21 protein-coding genes are annotated in these 22,464 nt (G+C 70.8%); 9 read left to right on the top strand and 12 right to left on the bottom strand.

Annotation, left to right across the window (positions count from 1 at the left end):
- Position 1 precedes the first annotated feature (1 nt).
- Complete coding sequence (locus M8542_RS29385) at positions 2 to 940, bottom strand: DUF5937 family protein (RefSeq protein ID WP_257923511.1); 939 nt, start codon at positions 938 to 940, stop codon at positions 2 to 4.
- 61 nt (positions 941 to 1,001) lie between these two features.
- Between M8542_RS29385 and M8542_RS29380 the strand changes: the two genes are divergently transcribed.
- Both M8542_RS29380 and M8542_RS29375 read left to right on the top strand, forming a co-directional pair.
- Positions 1,002 to 2,147 carry an MFS transporter gene (locus M8542_RS29380; RefSeq protein ID WP_257923510.1) on the top strand — a complete coding sequence of 382 codons (1,146 nt, stop codon included), beginning with the start codon at positions 1,002 to 1,004 and terminating at the stop codon, positions 2,145 to 2,147.
- Positions 2,148 to 2,181: 34 nt separating this feature from the next.
- The gene (locus M8542_RS29375) at positions 2,182 to 3,678 is read left to right on the top strand and encodes an aldehyde dehydrogenase family protein (RefSeq protein WP_257923509.1); all 1,497 of its coding nucleotides are present in this window, start codon (positions 2,182 to 2,184) and stop codon (positions 3,676 to 3,678) included.
- 91 nt (positions 3,679 to 3,769) lie between these two features.
- Here M8542_RS29375 and purQ read toward each other — a convergent pair whose 3' ends face one another.
- Together purQ and purS are read right to left on the bottom strand one after the other, a co-directional pair.
- Positions 3,770 to 4,447, bottom strand: coding sequence for a phosphoribosylformylglycinamidine synthase subunit PurQ (gene purQ, locus M8542_RS29370; RefSeq protein WP_257923508.1), 678 nt, complete (start codon positions 4,445 to 4,447; stop codon positions 3,770 to 3,772).
- The gene (purS, locus tag M8542_RS29365; RefSeq protein WP_086675945.1) at positions 4,444 to 4,683 is read right to left on the bottom strand and encodes a phosphoribosylformylglycinamidine synthase subunit PurS; all 240 of its coding nucleotides are present in this window, start codon (positions 4,681 to 4,683) and stop codon (positions 4,444 to 4,446) included. The genes purQ and purS overlap by 4 nt, the downstream gene beginning before the upstream one ends.
- 149 nt (positions 4,684 to 4,832) lie before the next feature.
- On the opposite strand from purS, the gene M8542_RS29360 reads away from it, so the two are divergent.
- Entirely contained in the window at positions 4,833 to 6,392 is a 1,560-nt protein-coding gene (locus M8542_RS29360) for a GMC family oxidoreductase (RefSeq protein ID WP_257923507.1), read from the top strand.
- A gap of 91 nt (positions 6,393 to 6,483) precedes the next feature.
- Here M8542_RS29360 and M8542_RS29355 read toward each other — a convergent pair whose 3' ends face one another.
- The 3 genes from M8542_RS29355 to M8542_RS29345 form a co-directional block, all read right to left on the bottom strand.
- Positions 6,484 to 6,909: a pyridoxamine 5'-phosphate oxidase family protein gene (locus tag M8542_RS29355; protein ID WP_257923506.1), complete on the bottom strand. Its 426-nt coding sequence runs from the start codon at positions 6,907 to 6,909 to the stop codon at positions 6,484 to 6,486.
- 66 nt (positions 6,910 to 6,975) lie between these two features.
- On the bottom strand, positions 6,976 to 8,721 hold the full coding sequence (locus tag M8542_RS29350; RefSeq protein ID WP_257923505.1) for an ABC transporter ATP-binding protein: 1,746 nt from the start codon (positions 8,719 to 8,721) through the stop codon (positions 6,976 to 6,978).
- A complete protein-coding gene (locus tag M8542_RS29345; protein WP_257923504.1) occupies positions 8,718 to 10,352 on the bottom strand; it encodes an ABC transporter ATP-binding protein in 1,635 nt (544 codons plus the stop codon). Before M8542_RS29345 ends, M8542_RS29350 begins: the two co-directional genes overlap by 4 nt.
- A gap of 154 nt (positions 10,353 to 10,506) precedes the next feature.
- On the opposite strand from M8542_RS29345, the gene purL reads away from it, so the two are divergent.
- Positions 10,507 to 12,813 (top strand): phosphoribosylformylglycinamidine synthase subunit PurL, encoded by a 2,307-nt coding sequence (purL, locus tag M8542_RS29340; protein ID WP_372508632.1) that lies wholly within the window; start codon positions 10,507 to 10,509, stop codon positions 12,811 to 12,813.
- A 71-nt stretch (positions 12,814 to 12,884) separates the two neighbouring features.
- Here the strand turns inward: purL and M8542_RS29335 are convergent, their stop codons facing one another.
- From M8542_RS29335 to M8542_RS29315, 5 genes are all read right to left on the bottom strand, one after another.
- Positions 12,885 to 13,931: a pentapeptide repeat-containing protein gene (locus tag M8542_RS29335; protein WP_257923503.1), complete on the bottom strand. Its 1,047-nt coding sequence runs from the start codon at positions 13,929 to 13,931 to the stop codon at positions 12,885 to 12,887.
- Positions 13,932 to 13,935: 4 nt separating this feature from the next.
- Entirely contained in the window at positions 13,936 to 14,847 is a 912-nt protein-coding gene (locus M8542_RS29330) for a hypothetical protein (RefSeq protein ID WP_257923502.1), read from the bottom strand.
- Between the two features lie 187 nt (positions 14,848 to 15,034).
- Positions 15,035 to 15,904 (bottom strand): lysozyme, encoded by an 870-nt coding sequence (locus M8542_RS29325; protein ID WP_257923501.1) that lies wholly within the window; start codon positions 15,902 to 15,904, stop codon positions 15,035 to 15,037.
- 193 nt (positions 15,905 to 16,097) lie between these two features.
- Positions 16,098 to 16,898: a lysozyme gene (locus tag M8542_RS29320; protein WP_257923500.1), complete on the bottom strand. Its 801-nt coding sequence runs from the start codon at positions 16,896 to 16,898 to the stop codon at positions 16,098 to 16,100.
- Positions 16,899 to 16,997: 99 nt separating this feature from the next.
- On the bottom strand, positions 16,998 to 17,696 hold the full coding sequence (locus M8542_RS29315) for a type VII secretion system-associated protein (RefSeq protein WP_257923499.1): 699 nt from the start codon (positions 17,694 to 17,696) through the stop codon (positions 16,998 to 17,000).
- Positions 17,697 to 17,757: 61 nt separating this feature from the next.
- Here M8542_RS29315 and M8542_RS29310 point away from each other — a divergent pair, with 61 nt between their 5' ends.
- Positions 17,758 to 18,138, top strand: a complete 381-nt coding sequence (locus tag M8542_RS29310) for a sterol carrier family protein (RefSeq protein WP_257923498.1) — start codon at positions 17,758 to 17,760, stop codon at positions 18,136 to 18,138.
- A 1-nt stretch (position 18,139) separates the two neighbouring features.
- Here the strand turns inward: M8542_RS29310 and M8542_RS29305 are convergent, their stop codons facing one another.
- Positions 18,140 to 18,937: an SAM-dependent methyltransferase gene (locus M8542_RS29305; protein ID WP_257923706.1), complete on the bottom strand. Its 798-nt coding sequence runs from the start codon at positions 18,935 to 18,937 to the stop codon at positions 18,140 to 18,142.
- A gap of 200 nt (positions 18,938 to 19,137) precedes the next feature.
- Between M8542_RS29305 and M8542_RS29300 the strand changes: the two genes are divergently transcribed.
- The 4 genes from M8542_RS29300 to purF all read left to right on the top strand — a co-directional run bounded on the left by M8542_RS29300 (position 19,138) and on the right by purF (position 22,464).
- A complete protein-coding gene (locus tag M8542_RS29300) occupies positions 19,138 to 20,016 on the top strand; it encodes a Sco1979 family transcriptional regulator (protein ID WP_257923497.1) in 879 nt (292 codons plus the stop codon).
- 270 nt (positions 20,017 to 20,286) lie between these two features.
- Entirely contained in the window at positions 20,287 to 20,526 is a 240-nt protein-coding gene (locus tag M8542_RS29295) for a DUF397 domain-containing protein (protein ID WP_160704466.1), read from the top strand.
- Complete coding sequence (locus tag M8542_RS29290) at positions 20,513 to 20,818, top strand: hypothetical protein (protein ID WP_257923496.1); 306 nt, start codon at positions 20,513 to 20,515, stop codon at positions 20,816 to 20,818. The genes M8542_RS29295 and M8542_RS29290 overlap by 14 nt, the downstream gene beginning before the upstream one ends.
- A 119-nt stretch (positions 20,819 to 20,937) precedes the next feature.
- Positions 20,938 to 22,464, top strand: a complete 1,527-nt coding sequence (gene purF / locus M8542_RS29285) for an amidophosphoribosyltransferase (protein ID WP_257923495.1) — start codon at positions 20,938 to 20,940, stop codon at positions 22,462 to 22,464.

Here is a 22,464-nt window from a genome sequence, read left to right as displayed (position 1 = left end):
GTCACAGTTTGCCGGTCAGCAGCGCGTCGCCGAGCTCCGTTCGCCGGTACAGCACCCGGTGCCCCCGCCGTTCCGACACCAGCAGCCCGGCGCCGAGCAACGCCTTGAGGTGCGCGGAAACCGTGGCCGGCGCCAGTGCGTGGCGGCGGGCCAGCTCGGTGGTCGCCGCCGGGTGGTCGAGCGTGGCCAGCAGCAGCGCCCGCGTCCGGCCGAGGACCTCCGCCACCGGGTGCGACGGCGCGGCCGAAGGCAGCCACAGCGAGGCGACGCCGCGCGCCGGGTAGAGCAGCGAGATCTGCCACGGCGGCACCGTCACCACGCCGACCCCCGGCCAGGCGAACACCGCCGGGATCAGGAGCAGCCCGCGCGAGTCGATCTCGAGCCGTTCCCGCGCCTGGACGTCCACGAGCACCGACGTCCCGGTCAGCCGGACGCGCGGGTGGAGCTCCGCGAGCATCGAAGCCAGGCCGCCGGAACCCAGCTGCCGGGTCCGGAAGGCGATGTCCGCCGCCAGCAGCTCGCGCAGGCGTGGCCATTCCGGCGCGAGCAGCGCGTGCCAGACCGTCTCGAGCTGGTCGGCGAGCAGGTCACGCGCGGTCGCCGGGTCGCGCGGCAGGCCGGACAGGTCGGCGTCGACCATCGCCAGCTCCAGCGCCACCTGGGCCGGCGGCGTCGCACGCACGGCGCGCAGCTGGGCCTCCGCGGTCGTCTCCGGGCCGTCGGGCGGCGGGCTGAGGAACTCGGTGATGTAGTGCCGTGCGCTCAGCACGGCGGCCAGCTCGGGCACGTCGACGTCGGGCGCGGTCGACGCCCACGGCAGGTTCGCTGGGTGCCCGCGGATGCCGAGCCGCGTCTGGACGGCGCCCAGGACCTCCTCCAGTGGCGAAATCGCGAACCGGACGCGTTGCGCGCCGGCCGCGCTCAGGGCCAGCTCGATCATCGGTGATTCGCTCTCACCCGAATAAGTGTGCCGCAGAACGTGGTCGAGAGACGGTCTCCGCATGTCGTTGTTCACCCATCGCGCCTACTGGCGCTGGTCGGCGGGCGTCCAGTTCGCCCGGTTGCCCTCGACCATGGCGCCCCTCGCGTTCACGCTGCTCACGACGGCCACGACCGGGTCGTACCGGCTCGGCGGCGTGCTGATGTCGGTCCTCGTCGCCACCGAGATGGTGTGCGCGGTGCCGATGGGCCGGCTGCTCGACCGCGTCGGTCCGTCGCGTGGCCTGCCGGTGCTGTTGCTGCTCACCGGCGCCGGGTTCGTCGTACTGGCCGCGGCCGCCGCGGCGAAGGCGCCGGCCGCCTTGCTGTTCGCGGCGGTCCTGCTGCCCGGCATCCCGGGCGGGGCGCTGTCGGGCGGGTTCCGGACCCTGCTCGCGGACACGGTCGACGACGAGCTGCTGCCCCGGGCGATCTCCGTCGACGGGATGCTCCTCGAAAGCGTGCTCGTCGGCGGTCCGGCGCTGGTCGCGTTGCTCGACCTGGCGGGTTCGCTCGTGCCGCTGGCCGCGATGGCCGCCGCCTGCGTGGCCGCCGCGGTGCTCGTCCCGCGTCGCACGGCTTCGCCCGACCAGGTGGAAGCCGAGCCGGACGGCCTGTCCGCCGGGCTCGGCACCTACCTGCCGTGGCTGTGCTGCGCCTTCACCGTCGGACTGCTGACGTCGACGATCGAGGTGGCGCCGTTGCCGCTGGTCCAGCGCCTCGGCGCGCCGGCGACGGTCGCTCCGGTCGTGATCGCCGTGCTGTGCGGGGCGAGTCTCGTGGGAGGCGCGCTCTACGCGTGGCGCGGGAAGGTCGGCGACCCGCGGCTGTTCCTGACCGGGTTCGTCGTGGGTGGGATCGTCCTGGCCGCGGACTTCGGCTGGCCGGGCCTGCTCGCGTCGGTGGCGGTGATCGGCGTGTGCGGCGGGCCGCTGGTCGCGGCGACGTCGGTCAACCTGCAACGGCTGCTGCCGAAGAACCGCAGGTCGGCGGGGTTCTCGTTGAGCTTCACCGTGCAGTCGTGCGGCTTCGGGCTGGGTTCGCTGGCGGTCGGCGTGCTGCCGTTGTGGCTCCCGCCGTTGTTCGGCGCCTTTGCCGCGGCGGTCGCCGGTGCAATGCTGGTGCGGAAGCCCGCACGAGCTATTGGCACGGTGTCAGTAACGTCGTAACCTGGGCTGACCCGCGACCTCCAGGGAGACGCCGATGACTGCCGTCCAGCCGAAGCCGACGTCGGTCGGCGAGACCTTCGACTCGCTGAGCCCGGCGACCGACGAGGTGGTCGGAACCTACCCCGTGCACACCGCCGAAGACGTGCGGGCCGCCGTCGAGCGGGCCCGTGCCGCGGCGAAGTGGTGGGCCGGCCTCGGCTTCGCGGGGCGCGCCGAGCGGCTGCGGAGCTGGAAGGGCGTGCTGACGCGGCGGCTGCCGCAGCTGTGCCAGGTCGTCCGCGACGAGACCGGCAAGCCGATCGCCGACGCGCAGCTCGAGAGCATCCTGGCCATCGAGCACATCGCGTGGGCGGGCAAGCACGCGAAGAAGATCCTCGGCAAGCAGAAGCGCTCCGCCGGCCTGCTGATGTCCAACCAGGCGGCGACCGTCGAGTACCAGCCGCTGGGCGTGGTCGGCGTGATCGGCCCGTGGAACTACCCGGTGTTCACGCCGCTGGGCTCGATCGCGTACGCGCTCGCGGCGGGCAACGCGGTGGTGTTCAAGCCCAGCGAGTACACGCCGGGCGTCGGGAAGTGGCTGGTCGACGCGTTCGCCGAGATCGTGCCGGAGCAGCCGGTGCTGCAGCTGATCACCGGCTTCGGCGAGACGGGCGCGGCGCTGGTGGGGGCGGGTGTCGACAAGATCGCGTTCACCGGCTCGACGGCGACGGGCAAGCGCATCATGGCCGCGGCCGCCGAGACGCTCACGCCGGTCGTCATCGAGGCGGGCGGCAAGGACCCGGTGCTGGTCGACGCGGACGCCGACCTGGACGCGGCGGCGGACGCCACGGTCTGGGGCGCGTTCTCCAACTCGGGCCAGACGTGCATCGGCGTCGAGCGCGTGTACGTCCACGAGAAGGTCCACGACGAGTTCGTCGCGAAGGTGGTGGAGAAGTCGAAGGACGTGCGCGCGGGCTCCGACGAGGCGGCGCAGTACGGCCCGGTGACGATGCCTTCGCAGCTGGGCGTGATCAAGCGCCACATCCAGGACGCACTGGCCCGAGGAGGCGAAGCGGTCCTGGGCGGCGAGGACGCGGTGGGCGACCGCTACGCGCAGCCGACGGTGCTGGTCCACGTCCCGGAGGACTCGGAGGCGGTGATGGAGGAGACGTTCGGCCCGACGGTGACGATCGCGAAGGTCCGCGACATGGACGAAGCGGTGGAGCACGCGAACAACACGAAGTACGGCTTGGGTTCGACGGTGTTTTCGAAGTCCCGCGGCGTGGAGCTGGCGGAGAAGCTGCGCACGGGCATGACGGCGATCAACGCACCGCTGTCGTTCGCGGGCATCGCTTCGCTGCCCTTCGGCGGCGTGGGTGATTCGGGCTTCGGGCGGATCCACGGGCCGGAGGGGTTGCGCGAGTTCGCGCGCACGAAGGCGATCGCCCGGCAGCGGTTCACGGCGCCGTTGACGTTGACGTCGTTCAGCCGCAAGGAGTCGACGGACGCCTTGGTGGCCAAGCTGGTGACCATCCTGCACGGCAAGCGGTGACGTGGTCCGGGGCTGTGGACAAGTAGTGTCCGCGGCCCCGGAACTGTCGGTGGCCCCCGGTAAACTGGTTACCGGGGGCCGAGGGCCGCCCTCAGGCGTTCACGAGCGCGTCCACCGCGCTGTAGAACATCCCCAGCCCGTCATCCGAAGGCCCGGTCAGCGCGTCGATCGCGTGCTCCGGGTGCGGCATCAGCCCGACGACCCGCCCGTTCTCGGACCGGATCCCGGCGATGTCGTTGCGCGACCCGTTCGGGTTCCCGCCGACGTACCGGAAGACCACGCGCCCCTCGGCCTCCAGCGCGTCCAAAGTGGACTGCTCGGCGACGTAGCACCCGTCGATGTTCTTCATCGGGATGAGGATCTCGGCGCCGGCGTCGTACCGCGAAGTCCACGCCGTGTCGTTGTTCTCCACCCGCAGCCACTGGTCGCGGCAGATGAAGTGCAGGCCCTGGTTGCGGATCATCGCGCCCGGCAGGAGCCCGGCCTCGCACAGGATCTGGAACCCGTTGCAGATGCCCAGCACCGGCATGCCCGCGCGCGCCGCCTCGATCACCGGCGTCATCACCGGCGCGAACCGGGCGATCACGCCCGCGCGCAGGTAGTCGCCGTAGGAGAAGCCGCCCGGGACGACCACCGCGTCGACGCCGTGCAGGTCCTCGTCCGCGTGCCACAGGGGCACCGCCTCGGCGTCGGCGTAGCGGACCGCGCGGGCCGCGTCGCCGTCGTCGAGCGTGCCCGGGAACGTGATGACCCCGATGCGCGCGCTCACGCGTCCACCCGGGTGATCGTCCACTGCTCGATCACCGGGTTCGCGAGGAAGCCCTCGGCGATCTTCTCGAGCGTCGCGTCGTCGACCGTGTCGTCGACCTCGATCTCGAAGTGCTTGCCCTGGCGGATCTCCTTGATCCCGGTGAACCCCAGGCGACCGGCGGCGCCGAGCGCGGCCTGTCCCTGCGGGTCGAGGATTTCGGGCTTCGGCATGACGTCGACGACGACTCGGGCCACGGCAGGCTGCTCCTTATTCACGCAGGTCGTGGGTACCCCGCGAGCATAGTTCACCCAGTTCGGCAGGCCGCGGCCGCCTAGACTGGCCCTACGCGCCGACCTGCGCCATGATGAGTCGTTGACATCGCGCCAACAGCTGTGGAGGCACCGTGGACTCCTACGACTACGTGATCGTCGGCGCCGGGAGCGCGGGCTGCGTCCTGGCCAACCGGCTCACCGAAGATCCGGCCGCCCGGGTCCTGCTGCTCGAAGCGGGCGCCGAGGACACCGCGGACGAAATCCACATTCCCGCCGCGTTCCCGAACCTGTTCAAGACCAAGTGGGACTGGAACTACGAGACGGTCGAGCAGAAGCACACCGGCAAGCCGGCGTACTGGCCGCGCGGGAAGGTGCTCGGCGGCTGCTCGTCGATCAACGCGATGATCTACATCCGCGGCAACCGCGCCGACTACGACGGCTGGCGCGATTCCCACGGCGCCGAAGGCTGGGGCTGGGACGACGTCCTCCCGTACTTCAAGCGCGCCGAGGGCAACCAGCGGCTCGACGGCCCGCTGCACGGCACCGACGGCCCGCTGAACGTCGAGGACCGCCGGTTCACCCACGAGCTGTCGACGGCGTGGGTCGACTCGGCGGTCGCGTGGGGCCTCAAGCGCACCGACGACTTCAACGGCGAGAGCCAGGAAGGCGCCGGCGTCTACCAGGTGACCTGCAAGAAGGGTCGCCGCTGGTCGACGGCCGACGCGTACCTGCGGCCGGCGCTGGAGCGGCCGAACCTCACGGTGAAGACCTGCGCGCCCGCCACCCGGGTCGTCTTCGAGGGCACGCGCGCGGTCGGTGTGTCCTATTTGGACAACGGGGTCGAGACGACCGCCCGTGCGTCGGCCGAGGTGATTTTGAGCGGTGGCGCGGTGAATTCGCCGCAGCTGCTGATGGTGTCCGGGGTCGGCCCGGCCGAGCACCTGCGTGAGCACGGCATCGACGTCGTCGCGGCGCTGCCGGGCGTCGGCGAGAACCTGCACGACCACCCGGCGTGCGGCATCATCTGGTCGACGCGGGACACGACCGACCTGGTCGACGCGGCCACGCCGCGCGGGCTCGTCCGCTACCAGCTGACCAAGCGCGGGCCGCTGACGTCGAACATCGGCGAGGCGGGCGCGTTCTTCCCGACCACGGACGGCTTGCCGGCGCCGGACATGCAGATCCACGTCGCGCCGACGTTGTTCTACGACAACGGCATGCGCGAGCCGACGGTGCCCGGGTTCACCTCGGCGGCGACGCTGGTGGACGTCGCGAGCCGCGGCCGCCTGCGGTTGAAGTCGGCGAACCCGTTGTGGAAGCCGGAAATCGACCCGGCGTACTACGCGGAGCCGGCGGACATGGACAAGATGATCGCCGGACTGCGGGCGCTGATCGAGATCGGTCGCGCCGGGCCGTTGAAGCGGTTCCTGGACCAGCCGTTCCTGCCCGCGCGGCACGATCTGAGTGATTCCGAGCTGGCCGAGCACATCCGGGAGAACACGCAGACGCTCTACCACCCGGTGGGGACGTGTGCGATCGGGTCCGTGGTTGATCCTGAGCTGCGGGTTCAGGGGATTGACGGGCTGCGGGTCGTCGACGCTTCGGTGATGCCTGTGGTGCCGCGCGGGAACACGAACGCGCCGACGATCATGGTGGCGGAGAAGGCCGCGGATCTGATTCGGGGGCGGTGAGGGCGGCCCTCGGCCCCCGGTAACCATTTTACCGGGAGCCACCGACAGAACCGGCTCAGCGCGGGCGCAGCAGACGTGAGTTGTCCACAACTCAGCCCTTGCTCTGGTCGTTCGACAGCCACTTCTCCGGCCGTACCCGCACGAGCACCGACCGCTCACCGAGGGCCGAGTCGACATACGCCCGAGCCTGGTCCTCGGGCCAGTACCGGCCCGCGATGCGCAACGCCTGCTCGCGCGTCGGGGGCTCGTCGTTCGCCACCACCGGGCCCTCGATCGTCACGTACCGGTACGGCGGGTTCTCGTCCTGCACCGCCAGGCTCAGCCGGCCCGCCGCGCAGATCGCGCGGTCCTTGACCGTGTCGCGCTCCATCCAGATCAGGACCTCGCCGCCCGGCGAGTAGTCGTACCAGACCGGGACCGCCAGCGGCGCCCGGCCGGCGCGCTCCACCGCCAGCACCCCCACGTGCACCCCGCTCAAAAACGACTCGCGCTCGGCCGCGGTCATCACGAAAGACATGGCACTCCCCGGGTAGCCGATCACCTACCTGGGGAGTAACCAGTCCTACACTCCGGACATTCCGGACTACGAAGCCGCCGCCACCAGGCGGGCGTACGAACCGCCCGCCTCCAGCAGCGAGTCGTGCGGGCCCAGCTCCGTGATGCGGCCGCCCTCGACCACCGCCACCCGGTCCGCCGCCGCGGCCGTGTGCAGGCGGTGGGCGATCGCGATCACCGTGCGCCCGGCCAGCACGCTGTTCAGCGACCGCTCCAGGTCACGCGCCGAGCCCGTGTCCAGCAGCGACGTCGCCTCGTCGAGCACCAGCGTGTGCGGGTCCGCCAGCACCACGCGCGCCAGCGCCAGCTGCTGCGCGATCGCCGCCGGGACCGGGTGCTCGCCCGAACCCAGCTTCGTGTCCAGACCGGACGGCAGCGTCGCCACCCACTCCGACGCGCCCGCCGAAGCCAGCGCCGCCAGCAGCTCGTCGTCCGTCCAGTCGCCGTCCGCGCGACGCGCCGGCAGCGCCAGGTTCTGCCGCAGCGTCCCCGAGAACACGTGGTGCTCCTGGGTCAGCAGCAGGACCTCGCCGCGCAGGACGTCGTCGGTCAGCGCCGAGACGTCCTGGCCGCCGATCCGGACCGAACCCGACGTCGGCGCCGCGATGCCGGCCAGCAGGCGGCCGAGCGTCGACTTGCCCGCACCGGACGGGCCGACGATCGCCAGCCGCTCGCCGCGCGGAACCCGCAGGTCGATGCCGTGCAGCACCTCGCGGTCGGCCGTGTACGCGAACCGGACGTCGTGCACGTCGATGTCGCGGCCCCGCGGCACCTCCGTCACCTTCGGCGACTCCTCGAGCGCCACCGAGTGCACGCCGAGGATCCGGCGCGCCGCGGCGGCCGCGACCTGCAGGTCCTCCAGCCAGAACAGCGCCTCGTTCAGCGGCGCCGACATCGCCTGGACGTACAGCAGCATCGTGGTGATCTCACCGAGCCCGGCCCAGCCACGCAGGTACGCGAGCAGCCCGAGCGGCAGCATGACCGCCAGCGGCAGCACGTAGCTGATCTCCAGCGACGGCAGCCACCGCAGCTGCAGCGCCCGCATCCGGCGTTCGCCGTAGATGCTCTGGTCCAGCGCGTGGTGCGCCGCGCCGATCCGCCGCTCGGCCAGCCCGAGCGCCTCGATCGTGCGCGCGCCCTCCGCCGTCTCGTGGACGCTCGTGGTCAGGTCCGCCCAGCGGTCGAGCATCCACTGCATCACCGACGGGATCCGCCGCTGGTACCAGACGTTCACGGTGACCAGCAGCGGCAGCGCGACCAGCAGGCCCAGCGCCAGCAGCGGCGACGTCAGCACCATCGCGACGACCGTGAACACCACGGTCACCGCCGCGATCAGGATCTCCGGCGCGGCGAACCGCGCCGCGTGGTCGATCCGGCCGAGGTCGGTGGTGGCGCGGCTGAGCAGGTCACCGGTGCCGGCCGCCTCGACCGTGCCGAGCGGCAGCTGCAGCGCCGTCCCGACGAACTCCTCGCGGGTCTCGGCCAGCACCAGCTCGCCGAACATCGCGCCACGCAGCCGCGCGACCTTCCGCGCCAGCGCCTGCAGCACCAGCACCGCGACGAACACCGCCGCCAGCACGTCGACGTGGCCGAGCGTGGTGCCGGCCGCGACGTCGTCGACCAGCGCGCCGAGCAGCTGCGGCCCGGCCAGCCCGATCAGCGTCGACACCGACAGCGCGCCGAGCAGCAGCCCGAACTCGCGCTTGTGGGCCGCCGCCGTCTTCAGCGCCCAGCGCCGGACGTCCTTCCGGGACGCCGTGGGGAGCCGTTTCATACCGTCACGCCCTTCGCCGTGAAGACCTCGTCGGCCACATGTGTCCACAGTGGACTTTGACTGAACACCACCGTCGTCTTGCCGCGGCGCAGCGCCGCGACGCGCTCGGTGATGCGTGCCTCGGTGTGCGCGTCGACTGCCGACGTCGGCTCGTCCAGCACCAGCACGTCGGCGTCGGTCGCCAGCGCGCGGGCCAGGTTCAGCCGCTGCCGCTGGCCGCCGGACACCTCGCGGCCACGCTCGCCGATCACCTCGTCGACGCCCTGGGGCAGCGCCTCGACGATGTCTTCGGCGTCGGCCGCGTACAGCGCTTCGGTGGTGCTGACGTCGCCCGCGCGCGCCGGCGCCAGCTGCTCGCGCAGCACGCCGGAGAACCAGATGTCCTGGTTGTGCGCGTAGACGACGCGCCGCCGCAGCTCCGCGAGCGCGACCTGGTCCGCCCGGATGCCGCCGACCAGCACCTCCTCGCCCTCGGCCGGGTCGGCGAAGCGGGCCAACCGGTCCGCCACCGCCTCACCGTCGGCGCCGAAGTCGACGACCGTCAGCCGGCCGGGCGCGACCCGCACCCCGGACTCGGAGTCGGCCAGCTCCAGCGGCCCTTCGGGCAGCCGGGCCGGCGTCTCCGGGTCCGCCAGCTTCGGGCGGATCGCCAGCAGCGCGACGACCTTCCGCGACGCGACCAGGCCGGACGTGATCGACCCGACCGCTTCCGTCGCCGCGGTGACCGGCCAGATCAGGAAGGCCGAAACGCCGTAGAACGCCACGAGCTGCCCGACGTCGATCGAGCCGGCCACGGCCAGCCGCGCGCCCAGCCAGGTGATCACCACGGTGACCAGGCCGGGCAGCGCGATCTCCGCCGCGGCCAGCCACGCCTCGGCCTGGCCGACCTCGATGCCGGAGCGCCGCACCCGCTGGCTCGTCTCGCGGAAGCGGGCGAAGAACCGCCGCTCGCCGCCGATGCCACGCAGGATCCGCAGGCCGGACACGATGTCCGCGCCGAGCGCGTTGACGTCGCCGCGCTTCTCGCGCTGGCTCGCCTTGCGCTTCTGCAGCGGCGCCAGCAGCGGCCCGATGCCCAGCACCGCGACCGGCACGCCGACGAGCGCGACCACGCCGAGCAGCGGCGACGTCGAGACCAGCCAGATCGCGACGACGACGAACGCCAGCAGCGAGCCGAACGCGCGCCCGGTCATCTCGACGGTGTTGCCGATGTGGTTGATGTCGGTGGTGGAGATCGCGACGAGGTTGCCGGTGGTCGTCTTCTCCCGCAGGCCGGCGCCGACGCGCGTGGTGTGTTCGGACACCGCCCGCTGCGTCGAGCCCGCGCCGTGCAGCCACAGGCCGTAGTTGAGGAAGTGCAGCCAGGTCCCGGTCAGCGTCTGCACGACGCCGAGCGCGGCGGCGGCCAGCGCCCAGCGCCAGACCGCGGCGCCGTCGTGCGCGCTGATGGCGCCGATGCCCTGGCCGACGACCAGTGGCAGCAGCGCGCCCGGCAGCGCCCAGAAGACGCCGATCGCGGCCGCGCCGAGGACCGAGCCCAGCCGGGCCCGGAAGACGGCGAGCAGGAAGCGGCTCGCGCTCGGCCGCGCGGGCAGCCGCAGCGGCGGAAAGGGATATGTGGCGGAAAGCACGATTCCCGACGGTAAGCCGCCGACCAGCGGATGGCGATCGATTTTCCGGCGCGGTGTCGGCCGGCTCACACGCGCACAGGCGGTCCGCGGAGGCAACCGGTTTTCGGTGGCCCACCGTCCGGAGTGCCCCGGAGCGCCCCGTATCCTGGCGGCCGTGGCGAACCCTGACACGGACACCGTGACCAGCACCGTTGACACCACCGAGCGCGCCGGGGCGACCCCGGACCACAGTCAGCCCTACCGCGAACTGGGCCTCGCCGACGACGAGTACGCCCGCATCCGGGAGATCCTCGGCCGCCGGCCCACCGACGCCGAGCTGGCCATGTACTCGGTGATGTGGAGCGAGCACTGCTCCTACAAGTCCTCCAAGAAGCACCTGCGGTACTTCGGGGAGACCGCCACCGACGAGATGAAGGCCAAGATGCTGGCCGGCATCGGCGAGAACGCCGGCGTCGTCGACATCGGCGAGGGCTGGGCGGTCACCTTCAAGGTGGAGAGCCACAACCACCCGTCCTATGTGGAGCCCTACCAGGGCGCCGCGACCGGCGTCGGCGGCATCGTGCGCGACATCATGGCGATGGGCGCGCGCCCGCTCGCGGTGTCCGACGCGCTGCGCTTCGGCCCGGCCGACGCCCCCGACACCAAGCGCGTGCTGCCCGGCGTGGTCGCCGGCGTCGGCGGCTACGGCAACTGCCTCGGCCTGCCGAACGTGGGCGGCGAGCTCGTGTTCGACCCGTCCTACTCCGGCAACCCGCTGGTGAACGCGCTGTGCGTCGGCGCGATGCGCGTCGAGGACCTGCACCTGGCGTTCGCGTCCGGCACCGGCAACAAGATCATCCTGTTCGGTGCCCGCACCGGCCTCGACGGCATCGGCGGCGTTTCCGTCCTCGCGAGTGACACCTTTTCGGGTGACGAGTCGGCGGGCGGCCGCAAGAAGCTCCCGAGCGTCCAGGTCGGCGACCCGTTCACCGAGAAGGTGCTCATCGAGTGCTGCCTCGAGCTGTTCCAGCAGAAGCTCGTCGTCGGCATCCAGGACCTCGGCGGCGCCGGGCTGTCCTGCGCGACGTCCGAGCTGGCCGCGGCAGGCGACGGCGGCATGCACATCTACCTCGACCGCGTTCCGTTGCGTGCCACCGGAATGACCCCGGCGGAGGTGCTCTCCAGCGAGTCGCAGGAGCGCATGTGCGCGGTCGTCTCGCCGGAGAACGTCGAGGCGTTCATGGCGGTCTGCCGCAAGTGGGACGTCATCGCCACCGACATCGGCGAGGTCACCGACGGCGAGCACCTGGTCATCACCTGGAACGACGAGGTCGTCGTCGACGTCCCGGCGCACACGGTCGCTCACCAGGGCCCGGTGTACGACCGGCCGATCGAGCGTCCGTCCACACAGGACGCGCTGATCGCCGACACCTCGGCGTCGCTGCCGCGTCCGTCCACTCCGGACGAACTGCGCGCGGACGTGCTCAAGCTGATCGCCTCGCCCAACCAGGCGTCCAAGGAATGGGTGACGTCGCAGTACGACCGGTACGTGCGCGGCAATTCCGTGCTTTCGCAGCCGTCGGACTCGGGCATGATCCGGATCGACGAGTCGTCCGGCCGCGGTGTTTCGGTCGCGACGGACTGCAACAGCAAGTTCGTCTACCTGGACCCGTACCGCGGCGCGCAGCTGGCGCTGGCGGAGGCGTACCGCAACGTGGCGACGGGCGGCGCGACGCCGGTCGCGGTGTCGGACTGCCTGAACTTCGGCGCCCCGACCGACCCGGGCGTGATGTGGCAGTTCGAGCAGGCCGTGCACGGCCTCGCGGACGGCTGCGTCGAGCTGGGCATCCCGGTGACGGGCGGCAACGTGAGCTTCTTCAACCAGACGGGTTCGACGGCGATCCTGCCGACGCCGGTGATCGGCGTCCTCGGCGTGATCGACGACGTCACCCGCCGCATCCCGACGGGCATCGGCGCGGAGGCGGGCGAAACCCTGCTGCTGCTGGGCGAAACGCATGACGAGCTGGACGGTTCGGCGTGGGCCCGCGAGCTCCACGGCCACCTCGGCGGCGTGCCCCCGCGCGTCGACCTCGCGCGCGAGAAGCTGCTGGGCGAGATCCTGGTGGCGGGTTCCCGCGACGGCATGATCTCGGCGGCCCACGACCTCTCCGACGGCGGCCTGATCCAGACCCTGGTCGAGACCGTCCTGATCGGACAGTGCGGCGCCCGGGTGTTCCTGGACGCCGACCAGGACCCGTTCGTCCAGCTGTTCTCCGAGTCGGCGGGCCGCGTGCTGGTGGCGGTCCCGCGCACGGAGGAGCTCAGGTTCACGGAGATGTGCACGGCCCGCGGCCTGCCGTGGCGCAAGACGGGTGTCGTGGACCCGGAGTCGGGCACGCTGGAGCTGCAGGGCATCACGGAGTTCACGCTGGACGAGCTGCGCGAGACCTGGGAGAAGACCCTCCCGGCGCTGTTCGGCTGACCTGTGGACAGGTGACGCGGAGGGCGCCGGGACTGTCGGTGCCCTCCGCTAGCGTGGAAATCGGGGGCTGCTCAGCCGGCCTCGGCGACGATGCGGACCTCGCCGTCGCGCAGTTCTTCGCCGGTCCAGCCGGCCGGCAGCCGTAGCTCCTTCTCCGCGGCCACCTTCGTGTTGTACAGCGAAACCGAGGCGGGCAGGGTCGCGAACCGCAGATCCGCCTGCCCGCCGAAGGAAGTCCGCCGCAGGTCCAGCTCGCCGGACGCGACCACCCCCGAGAACACCGCGTCCTTCGCGAACACCGCGTCCTTGAAGGTCGTTCTCCCGGCGAACTCCGTATCGGTGAAGTCGGCGTCCTCGTGGAAGGACGTGCCGCTGAACCACGCGTGGCTCTCGAACACCGCGCCTCGGCAGCGGAAATAGCCGACCAGCCGCCCGTCCGCCGTGCCCGCGGCGGTGAGGTACACCCGGCCCGTGAACCGGCAACCGCTGAAGTTGGTGCTGCTGTGCAGCGACGCGTACCGCAGCAGCAGGCCGCCGACCAGCTTGCCCGAAAGGTCGAAGTACTCCAGCGTCGCGCCGGTCAGGTCCAGGTCGTACGGCGGGCCTTCGGCGTCGCGCGCGGGCAGCAAGTCCGTGATCAGCCGCTGCGCCGTGAGCCGGACCGTCAGCTCGCGCTCCGGCTCCGGGTTTTCGGCGTCCGGTTCGGGTCGCGTGAACGGCCGCCGCAGGTAGGAGCACAGAACGTCCAGCACCGTCTGCGTGTACTCGGGCCGGCTGCGCGCCAGCCCCGCCAGCGCGTGCAACGCCCCCACCCGCACCTGGTCGGCCGCGTGACCGAGCAGCTCGACCGCCTTCGCGAACCGTTCGTCCGCGACGCGCAGCGACTCGAGCTCGTGCCGCTGCCGCTCGATGTCCTGGCGGCGTTCCTCCACCCGGCGGCGCCGGTCGTTCAGCCACAGCGCGTACAACGCCACGATCGCGCCGCCGGCCAGGCCGCCCGTCTTCAGGGCGTCACTGCGGCTGGTGCCGGGGTCGGCGAGCAACCAGCCGCCGACCCCCACCAGCAATACCAGCGACGCCGCGAACGTCCACGCCAGCGGCGAGCGCCAAAGCTTCACTTGATCAGGAGACCAGCATCGTGCTGACGCAGAAGCCCTTGTCGTCGAAGTTCGTCGCGCTCAGCGTGCCCTTGACGTTCTTGCCAGCGGACGTCCCGGTGACCTGGCCCTCGACCAGGAACTCGTCGTCCGGCACGTCGCCGAGCGTCAGCTGCAGCGGCGGCTTGAGGAACGTCTCGAGCCACGAGCTGAGCAGCTCCTTCGAGTCCGCGCAGCCCAGCGCGACCGCGCCGGTGTTGTCGCCCGCGTTCAGCTTGTCGATGAAGCCCTGCAGCACGGCCTTGGCGTCCGACGCGCCCGAGCTCGGCGACGACTGCTTCGTGGTCGGCGTCGTCGACTTCTTCGGGGTCGACTTCGGCGTCGACGGCTTGGCCGACGTGCTCGACGCCGGCGGGGCCGCGACGTTGTTGTCGTCCTTCGAGAGGAAGAACCCCGGCGCGACGAAGCCGGTGATGCCGAGGCCGGCCAGCACCAGCACCACCACGGCGCCGATGGCGATCCACATCCCGGTCTTGCCCTGCTTCGGCGGCGCCGGCGGCCCGCCGAAGCCCTGGCCGTAGCCACCCTGCTGGTCCCAGCCCGACATCTGGCCACCCTGGTTCGGGTCCCAGGCCTGCTGGCCGTACTGCTGCGCGTTCGGGTCCGCCCACGCCGACTGCTGCTGGGCGTTCGGGTCGCCCCACTGCGGCTGCTGGCTCGCCGGGAACCCGCCCGAGGGATAGCCCTGCTGTTGCTGCTGGCTGGGGTCCCAGCCCTGCGGGTACTGCTGCGTCGGGTACGGCTGCTGCTGCTGCTGCTGGTTCGGGTCCCACCCGCCCTGCTGCGGGTACGGCTGCTGCTGGAAACCGCCGGACTGCGGCTGCTGGCCGTACGGGTCGGGCTGGCCGGGCTGGCCCGGCTGAGGCGGGTACGTCATCTTTCATGCCTTCCGGGCGCTGGGTGTTCGTGCGCTTCCGACGTCCGGTTGCCCCGTGTGGTTCCCCCAGGACGTGCTGAGCAGCATTCTGCAAGCTCGGACGGTACGGCATGAAACCGGCTCCCGGCCGCAGACGAGGCGAACTCGTCACGAACCGGGAGCCGGGTTGCTCGTGCGGTGGTGCGGGTCAGCCGTTGGCGAGTGCCTGCAGCCGGTCGTAGGCGCCGTTGAAGGTGTCCTGGTCGAGCGGGCTCGAGGTGTACTGCCAGACGGTGTAGAAGCCCCAGTTGTAGGGCAGGGTGCCCACCGACGACGCGTACCGCGCGACCCACAGCGGGGCTGTGCTGGAGAAGTCACCGCTCACGCAGCTGCTCCACCAGCTCGTCGAGGTGTAGATCACCGGGTAGCGGCCGGTCAGGGCGTGGTAGGTGTCGTGGAAGTCGAGGATCCACGACGTCATCCCGGCCTTGCTCAGCCCGTAGCAGGTCGCGCCGTACGGGTTGTACTCCATGTCCAGCGCCCCGGGCAGCGTCTTGCCGTCCTTCGACCAGCCGCCGCCGTGGGCGACGAAGTACCGGGCCTGCGCCGCGCCGCTCGCGGTGTTCGGGGTGGCGAAGTGGTAGGCGCCGCGGATGAAGCCCTGGTTGTAGGAGCCGTTGTACTGCTGGGCGAAGTACGGGTTGGTGTAGCTGGTGCTCTCCGTGGCCTTGGTCCAGACGAACCGCTTGCCCTGGTTCCAGTAGGTCGCCCAGTTGACGTTGCCCTGGTAGCTGGCGACGTCGATGCCGGCCACGGTGGCCAGCACCTGGCCGGGGATGGCCTGGCCGGGCTGCGGCTGCTGCGCCGCCTTCTGCGTGTCCGGAGTCGACTTGTCGCCTTCGACGCGCCGGATCTGCGACCCCAGTTCGTGGTTGTGCTGGGCGATGTCCGCGTTGATCGCGGACACGGGGTCGACTTCGGGGGACAAGGTCGCGGCCTGTGCCGTGCTGCCGAGCAGGAGCAGCGTGGCCGGGACGACCAAGGCGGCGAAGAGCCGCCCTCTTCGGGAAGTGGACATCATTGATTCCCTTCACAGAACCCTCGCTGAGGGCGGCTATGTGCAGGTAGCCGCCCGAGCACGATTGTTGAGGACGAGACGGCGGCTTGTCACTCAGTTCCGTGAAATTGGGTATACGTGTGGGTGATTTTCTCGGGAAGTAGATCTTCATTTAGTGACTGGTTAACACTTATTACTCGACCGGCTGGGCCGTTCAGCCCAGCGCGAGCGCGCGCAGCCGGTCGGCCGAGCCGTTGAACCAGTTCTGGTCGCCGGGCAGCGAGCCGCTGTCCGCGAACTGCCAGATCGTGTGGATGCTCCAGCTCGCCGGCAGCTCGCCGATGGCGGTGTTGTAGCGCGCGATCCACAACGGGTTGCCGCCGAACCCGCCGTTGTTCGCGGTGCACCGCTTCCACCAGCTCGTCGACGTGTAGATCGTCGGGTACCGGTGGGTCGCCGCGCGGTAGGTCTCGGAGAAGTCGCTGATCCAGCGGACCATCCCGGCGGCGTCCTTGCCGTAGCAGGTTTCGCCGTACGGGTTGTACTCCGCGTCGAGCGCGCCCGGCAGGGTCCGGCCGTCGGCCGACCAGCCGCCGCCGTGGGCGAGGAAGTAGCGCGCTTGCGAAGCGCCGTCGGAGACGTCCGGCCGGGCGAAGTGGTAGGCGCCGCGGATCAGGCCGGCGTCGTAGGAGCCGTTGTACTGCTGGGCGAACTGCGGGTTGACGAACCCGGTGCCCTCGGTCGCCTTGACGTAGACGAACTTCGCGCCGGTCCGCGCCGCGCCCGGCCAGTCGACCGCGCCCTGGTGCCCGCTGACGTCGTGCCCGAGCTGCTGGTCGTCGGTCGCGTAGAGCACGCCGGGCACCGCGTCGACGCCTTCGACCTTCGCGATCTGCGAACCCGCGAAGTGCTCTTCGGCCCCGGCGTAGATGTCCTGCGCGGTCGCCGGCGACTGCCCGGCGACGAGCAGGACCGCGGCGGCGAAGGGAAGCAATGCACGACGTCTCACCCTCATGCTCCCCACCAGTCTCGTGAGTCTTTTCCAGCCTCACGATGCACCCGAGTCGCCGAATTGGCGACTCGGGGTGTCACTCGATGGGGTTAAACCCGCAGGTCAGCGCTGTTCGTCGGCGATGGCCTTCATGAGGTGCTCGGCCGGCACGACGGCCGTGATCAGGTCGTGCGGGTTGACCGCGACCGGGTGGCCGCCGAGCAGGCCGACGATGTCGCGGCCGAGCACGGCGCGGGCGTGCGGCCACTCGCGCGGCACGAGCGCCTTGCGCGTGTAGGCGGGCACCATGACCCGGCCGTCGGTGTTGTGGAAGCCGATCACCGTGCGCTGCACCGGCGACATCGCGTAGACGAACAGCGTCGCGTCGAGGACGACCTTCGGCAGGTCCGATGCCGGGCGGTGCTCGGTGCGGACCAGCTGCAGCATGTGCTCGAGGTCGTTCGTCGGCTCCGGGAAGCCGAGCGCCTTGGGCGAGGGCCGGTAGCGGTCGTTGGGGTGGAAGTCGGCGACGACGTCGCCCGCGCCGTTCACCGGGTAGGCGCCGACGACCGCCCACGACGGCACCGGGCCGTTGGGGTCGAAGGCCTCGTCGATGACGTAGAGCCAGCTGTCGGGGTTGGTCCGGGCGTTCGCGCGCATCTCCGCGGTGATCTCCGGCGTGCCGTGCTTGCCCGAGCGCCGGGCCTGCTGGCCGCCGCGCCGCGCGGCCCGGTTGGGCTTGCTGTGCTTGCCGGGGCGATCGGGGCCGCTTCCGGTGGGCTGCTGCGAAACCATCCGATCCGCCTCGTCCCGCTGCGCCATCTCATCCCCACGTTCTCGGGTGTGCCTGAAAACTCTTGGTGCGCCACTCTACTGTTTGCCCATGGCCTCTTCGCGTTCGGTCGACCCCGGACAGTTACGTGCGGCGGTGCAGGCGATTTTCCCGTGGCTGCAGGGCGACGCGCCGGATCCCGCGCGGCCGGAGCTGGCCGCGGCGGTCCGGCTCAGCCTGCGCGCGCTCGCGGCCGACGCGCCGGGGCGCACGGTGGAAGTCCGCGTGCCGCCGTTCGCGGCGGTGCAGTGCGTCGAGGGTCCGCGGCACACGCGCGGCACCCCGCCGAACGTCGTCGAGACCGACCCGCGCACCTGGCTCGAGCTGGCCACCGGCCGACTGGACTGGACCACCGCGGTGGCGGACGGCCGGGTGTCCGCTTCGGGCACCCGCGCCGACCTTTCCCACTGGCTGCCGGTGGTCCGGCTCTGAGCTACGGCTTGCGGCCGACGCCGCCGGCGATCGTCCGCTGGGCGACGTTGAGCTCCTTGAGGCGCGGGCCGTCCGGCCACCAGTCGGCGCACAGCGTCACGCCGGGATCGACCATTTCGAGGCCGGGGAACAGCTCTTCGATCTCCTTCTGCGTCCGGAAGGTGCCGGAGCCCATCGGGCTGTGCACGAAGAAGTCCTCCATGCGGCGCGCGGTCGCGGAGTCCTCGTTCTCGGGGTCGAAGAAGTGGCTGAGCCCGACGAAGGAGCCGGACGGCAGCGCGTCGACGTACTCCTTCATGATCGCCTTCGGCCGGTCCTTGTCGCCCTTGAAGTGGTGCAGGGTGCCCATCTGCAGCAGCACGAGCGGCTGCGTGAAGTCGATGTGCTCGCGCACGACCTCGTTCTCGAGGATCCGCTGCGGCTCGAAGATGTCTTCGGCGACGAAGTGGGTGTGCTCGTTCTCCTCGAGCAGCGCCCGGCCGTGGGCGAGGACCACGGGGTCGTTGTCGACGTAGACGACCTTGGCCTCCGGGTGCAGCCGCTGCACGACCTGGTGGGTGTTCTCCGCCGTCGGCAGGCCGGAGCCGAGGTCCAGGAACTGTGTGATGTTGGTCTGGCTGGCGAGGAAGCGGCACGCGCGGATGAGGAAGCCGCGGTTCTCGAAGGCCAGGTCCTGTGCCTCCGGTGCGGCCTGCTGGACCTGCGCCAGGACCTCCCGGTCGATCTCGTAGTTGTCCTTCCCGAGCAGGAAGGCGTCGTACACGCGCGCGATGCTCGCTCGGGTCGGGTCGACCCCCACGGGAACTCGTTCGGTCCGGGTCGCGGCGTCGGGCATGTTGAACCTCGCAAGTTCTGTGTCGAAAGTCTCGTACTCTACGTAGAGTAGGCCGACGCGCGCATGGGGTAAACCGGGTCACCTCTTTGCGCAGGACGGGTTAACGTGTACTTTCGGTAGTCGGGCTAGAACCCCCTGGTGACGTGAGCGCGGAAGGTCCGGTAATGAACGCGGTGAACGCGTCCGCAGGAGAACAGAACATCGGCCCCACGGCGCGCCGCATGATCCTGGGCTCGCAGCTGCGGCGGCTCCGTGAAGAGGCCGGCATCACCCGCCAGCAGGCCGGGTACAACATCCGCGGCTCGGAGTCGAAGATCAGCCGGCTCGAGCTGGGCCGGGTCGGGTTCAAGGAACGCGACGTCACGGACCTCCTGACGATGTACGGCGTCGAGGACGTGACCGAGCGCCAGACGTTCCTCGACATGGTCAAGCAGTCGAACGAGCCGGGCTGGTGGCGGCGCTTCGGCGACACCATGCCGAACTGGTTCACCGACCTCGTCGGCCTCGAAGAAGCCGCCGCCCGGATCCAGATCTGGGAGCCGCTGTACGTGTCGGGGCTGCTGCAGATCGAGGGGTACGCCCGGGCGATCTTCAGCCACGGCCGGCCCGAGATGGCCGACGAGCGGGTCGACCAGCTCGTCGCGCTGCGGATGCGGCGGCAGAAGATGTTCAGCAGGCCCGACGCGCCCCGCGTGTGGATGGTGCTCGACGAGTCGGTGCTGCACCGGCCGATCGGCGGCGTGAAGGTGCTCAAGCAACAGATCGAATTCCTGCTGGAGATGAGCGCGCTGCCGCACGTTTCGGTGCAGGTCCTGCCGTACTCGCGCAGCGGGCTGTCCGCCGAGCACGCGTTTTCGCTGCTGCGGTTCGGCGAGCCGGAACTGCCGAACATCGCCTACGTCGAGTACCTCACCGGCGCGCACTACATCGAAAAGCGCGAAGAGATCGAAAAGTACAGCCGCTCGCTGGACATGCTGGCGGTCGACGCCGAGACGCCGGAGCGCAGCCGCAGTCTGCTCGCGAAACGCCGCGCGGAGATCTGAGCCGCCCGTCCGTGGTCACCGTCCGTCTCGGCGGCCTCGAATTTCGTCCCGATGAGCGGTGACTACTCGTAGTTGTTCACCCGTTAGGGCACTTAACTATCACCCGATAGGTTAACCGTGACCTGGTGATTCTTTACCGTGCGCGAACTTTGCAAGAAATTCTGCACGTGCATTTACCGCTGCAGGCACACGTGCTAGCCTCGGATACGCGGGCAAATGCACATGCAGATGCAGAGCCCGGGAGCTTTTCCGCATCGAGAGGTGGGACCCATGGCTGAGCGATTCGAAAACGGCATCCCGGCCGATCGGCTCTCCGGCGCGCAGTGGCGCAAGGCGAGCTACAGCGGCGCCGTCGGCAACTGCGTCGAGGTCGCGCCGCTGACCAGCGGCGAGATCGCGATGCGCAACTCGCGCTTCCCGACCGGCCCGGCACTCGTCTACACGCGCGCCGAGATGGCGGCCTTCCTGGCCGGCGCCAAGGACGGCGAGTTCGACGATGTCCTCGGCTGAGGCCGTCGCCCCCGTCTTCGACATCGAAACCGGACTGCAGGAGCTGGTGGCCCGCGGCTACCAGTTCGTCCACCCCGCCGACGAGCGCGGTGAGGTACTGGCGGTCGTCGGTGTGCGGGTGCACGACGACGTGGTGGACGTGGTCCGGCTCAACGCCGAGGACGACGTCGTGGCGACCCGGATGCCCGGCACCGAAGAGAACATCTTCGAACCGGAGCGCTGGCTTTGGCGCCGCCACGGCGAGGGCGCCCAGGTGCTCACGGAGATCCTGGCACTGCCGGACGCGTGCTAGGCATGACAAGGCTTCAGGCCCTGTCCGAAGTGGTCAGAACCACGTCGGGCGGGGCCTGACTCATGTCCGGACCGTTTACACTGAAATCGGCCTGACCACGTCTTCCCAGGAGCTCCTCGGTGGTTTCCGACCCCCAGCTCGTGTCCGACCAGCCCGAACCGGAACCCCGCGAGGAGTGTGGCGTCTTCGGCGTCTGGGCTCCCGGGGAAGAAGTCGCGAAGCTGACCTACTACGGCCTCTACGCCCTGCAGCACCGCGGGCAGGAGGCCGCCGGCATCTCCGTCTCCGACGGCTCACAGATCGTGGTCTTCAAGGACCTCGGCCTGGTCAGCCAGGTGTTCGACGAGCAGATCCTGCAGTCGCTGCAGGGGCACATCGCCGTCGGCCACTGCCGGTACTCGACCACCGGCGCGACCATCTGGGAGAACGCCCAGCCGATCTTCCGCACCACCGACACCGGCAGCGGCCTGTCCTTCGCGCACAACGGCAACCTCGTCAACACCGCCGAGCTGCGGGAACGCACCATCGAAGCGGGGCTCAAGCCGCACGCGGGCCTGACCGGCTCCTCCAGCGACTCCGACCTGGTTTGCGGCCTGCTCGCGGCGAACGCCGCCGACAAGGGCATCGAAGCCGCCGCCATGGAGCTGCTGCCCACCCTGAAGGGCGCGTTCTGCCTGGTCTTCGCCGACGAGAACACGCTGTACGCGGCGCGTGACCCGCACGGCGTGCACCCGCTGGTGCTCGGCCGGCTCGAGCGCGGCTGGGTCGTCTCCAGCGAGACCGCGGGCCTCGACATCGTCGGCGCGTCCTTCGTGCGCGAGGTCGAGCCCGGCGAGCTCATCGCGATCGACGCCGAGGGCCTGCGCTCCTCGCGGTTCGCGAACCCGGACCCCAAGGGCTGCGTCTTCGAGTACGTCTACCTCGCCCGCCCCGACACCACGATCGCCGGCCGCGGGGTGCACGCGACCCGCGTCGAAATCGGCCGCCGGCTGGCGCACGAGCAGCCGGTCGAGGCCGACCTGGTGATGCCGGTGCCGGAGTCCGGCACCCCGGCCGCCATCGGGTACGCGCAGGGATCGGGCATCCCGTACGGCACCGGCCTGGTGAAGAACGCCTACGTCGGGCGCACGTTCATCCAGCCGTCGCAGACCATCCGCCAGCTGGGCATCCGCCTGAAGCTGAATCCGCTGCGCGACGTCATCCGCGGCAAGCGCCTGGTCGTCGTGGACGACTCGATCGTCCGCGGCAACACCCAGCGCGCGCTCGTCCGCATGCTGCGGGAGGCCGGCGCGCTCGAGGTGCACGTCCGGATCGCGTCACCGCCCGTGCGCTGGCCGTGCTTCTACGGCATCGACTTCGCGTCGCGGGCCGAGCTCGTCGCCAACGGCGTCGACACCGACGGCATCCGGCGCTCGATCGGCGCCGACTCCCTGGGCTACATTTCCCTGGACGGCCTGGTCGCGGCGACCGAACAGCCGAAGTCGCGGCTGTGCACGGCGTGCTTCTCCGGCGAGTACCCGATCCCGCTGCCGGAGGACGCGCTGATCGGGAAGCACCTGCTCGAAAGCCTCGACTCGGTCAATGGCGCGGCGACCCCCGTCAGCCCCGCCGGGTACGGTGCCGAAGACGCCGTCCGGCGTCCCTAG

The organism is Amycolatopsis iheyensis (assembly GCF_024703995.1).
GTDB lineage: Bacteria > Actinomycetota > Actinomycetes > Mycobacteriales > Pseudonocardiaceae > Amycolatopsis > Amycolatopsis iheyensis.
The sequence above is the reverse complement of the archived record's forward strand: the minus strand, read 5'-3'. Positions and strand labels throughout refer to the sequence as shown.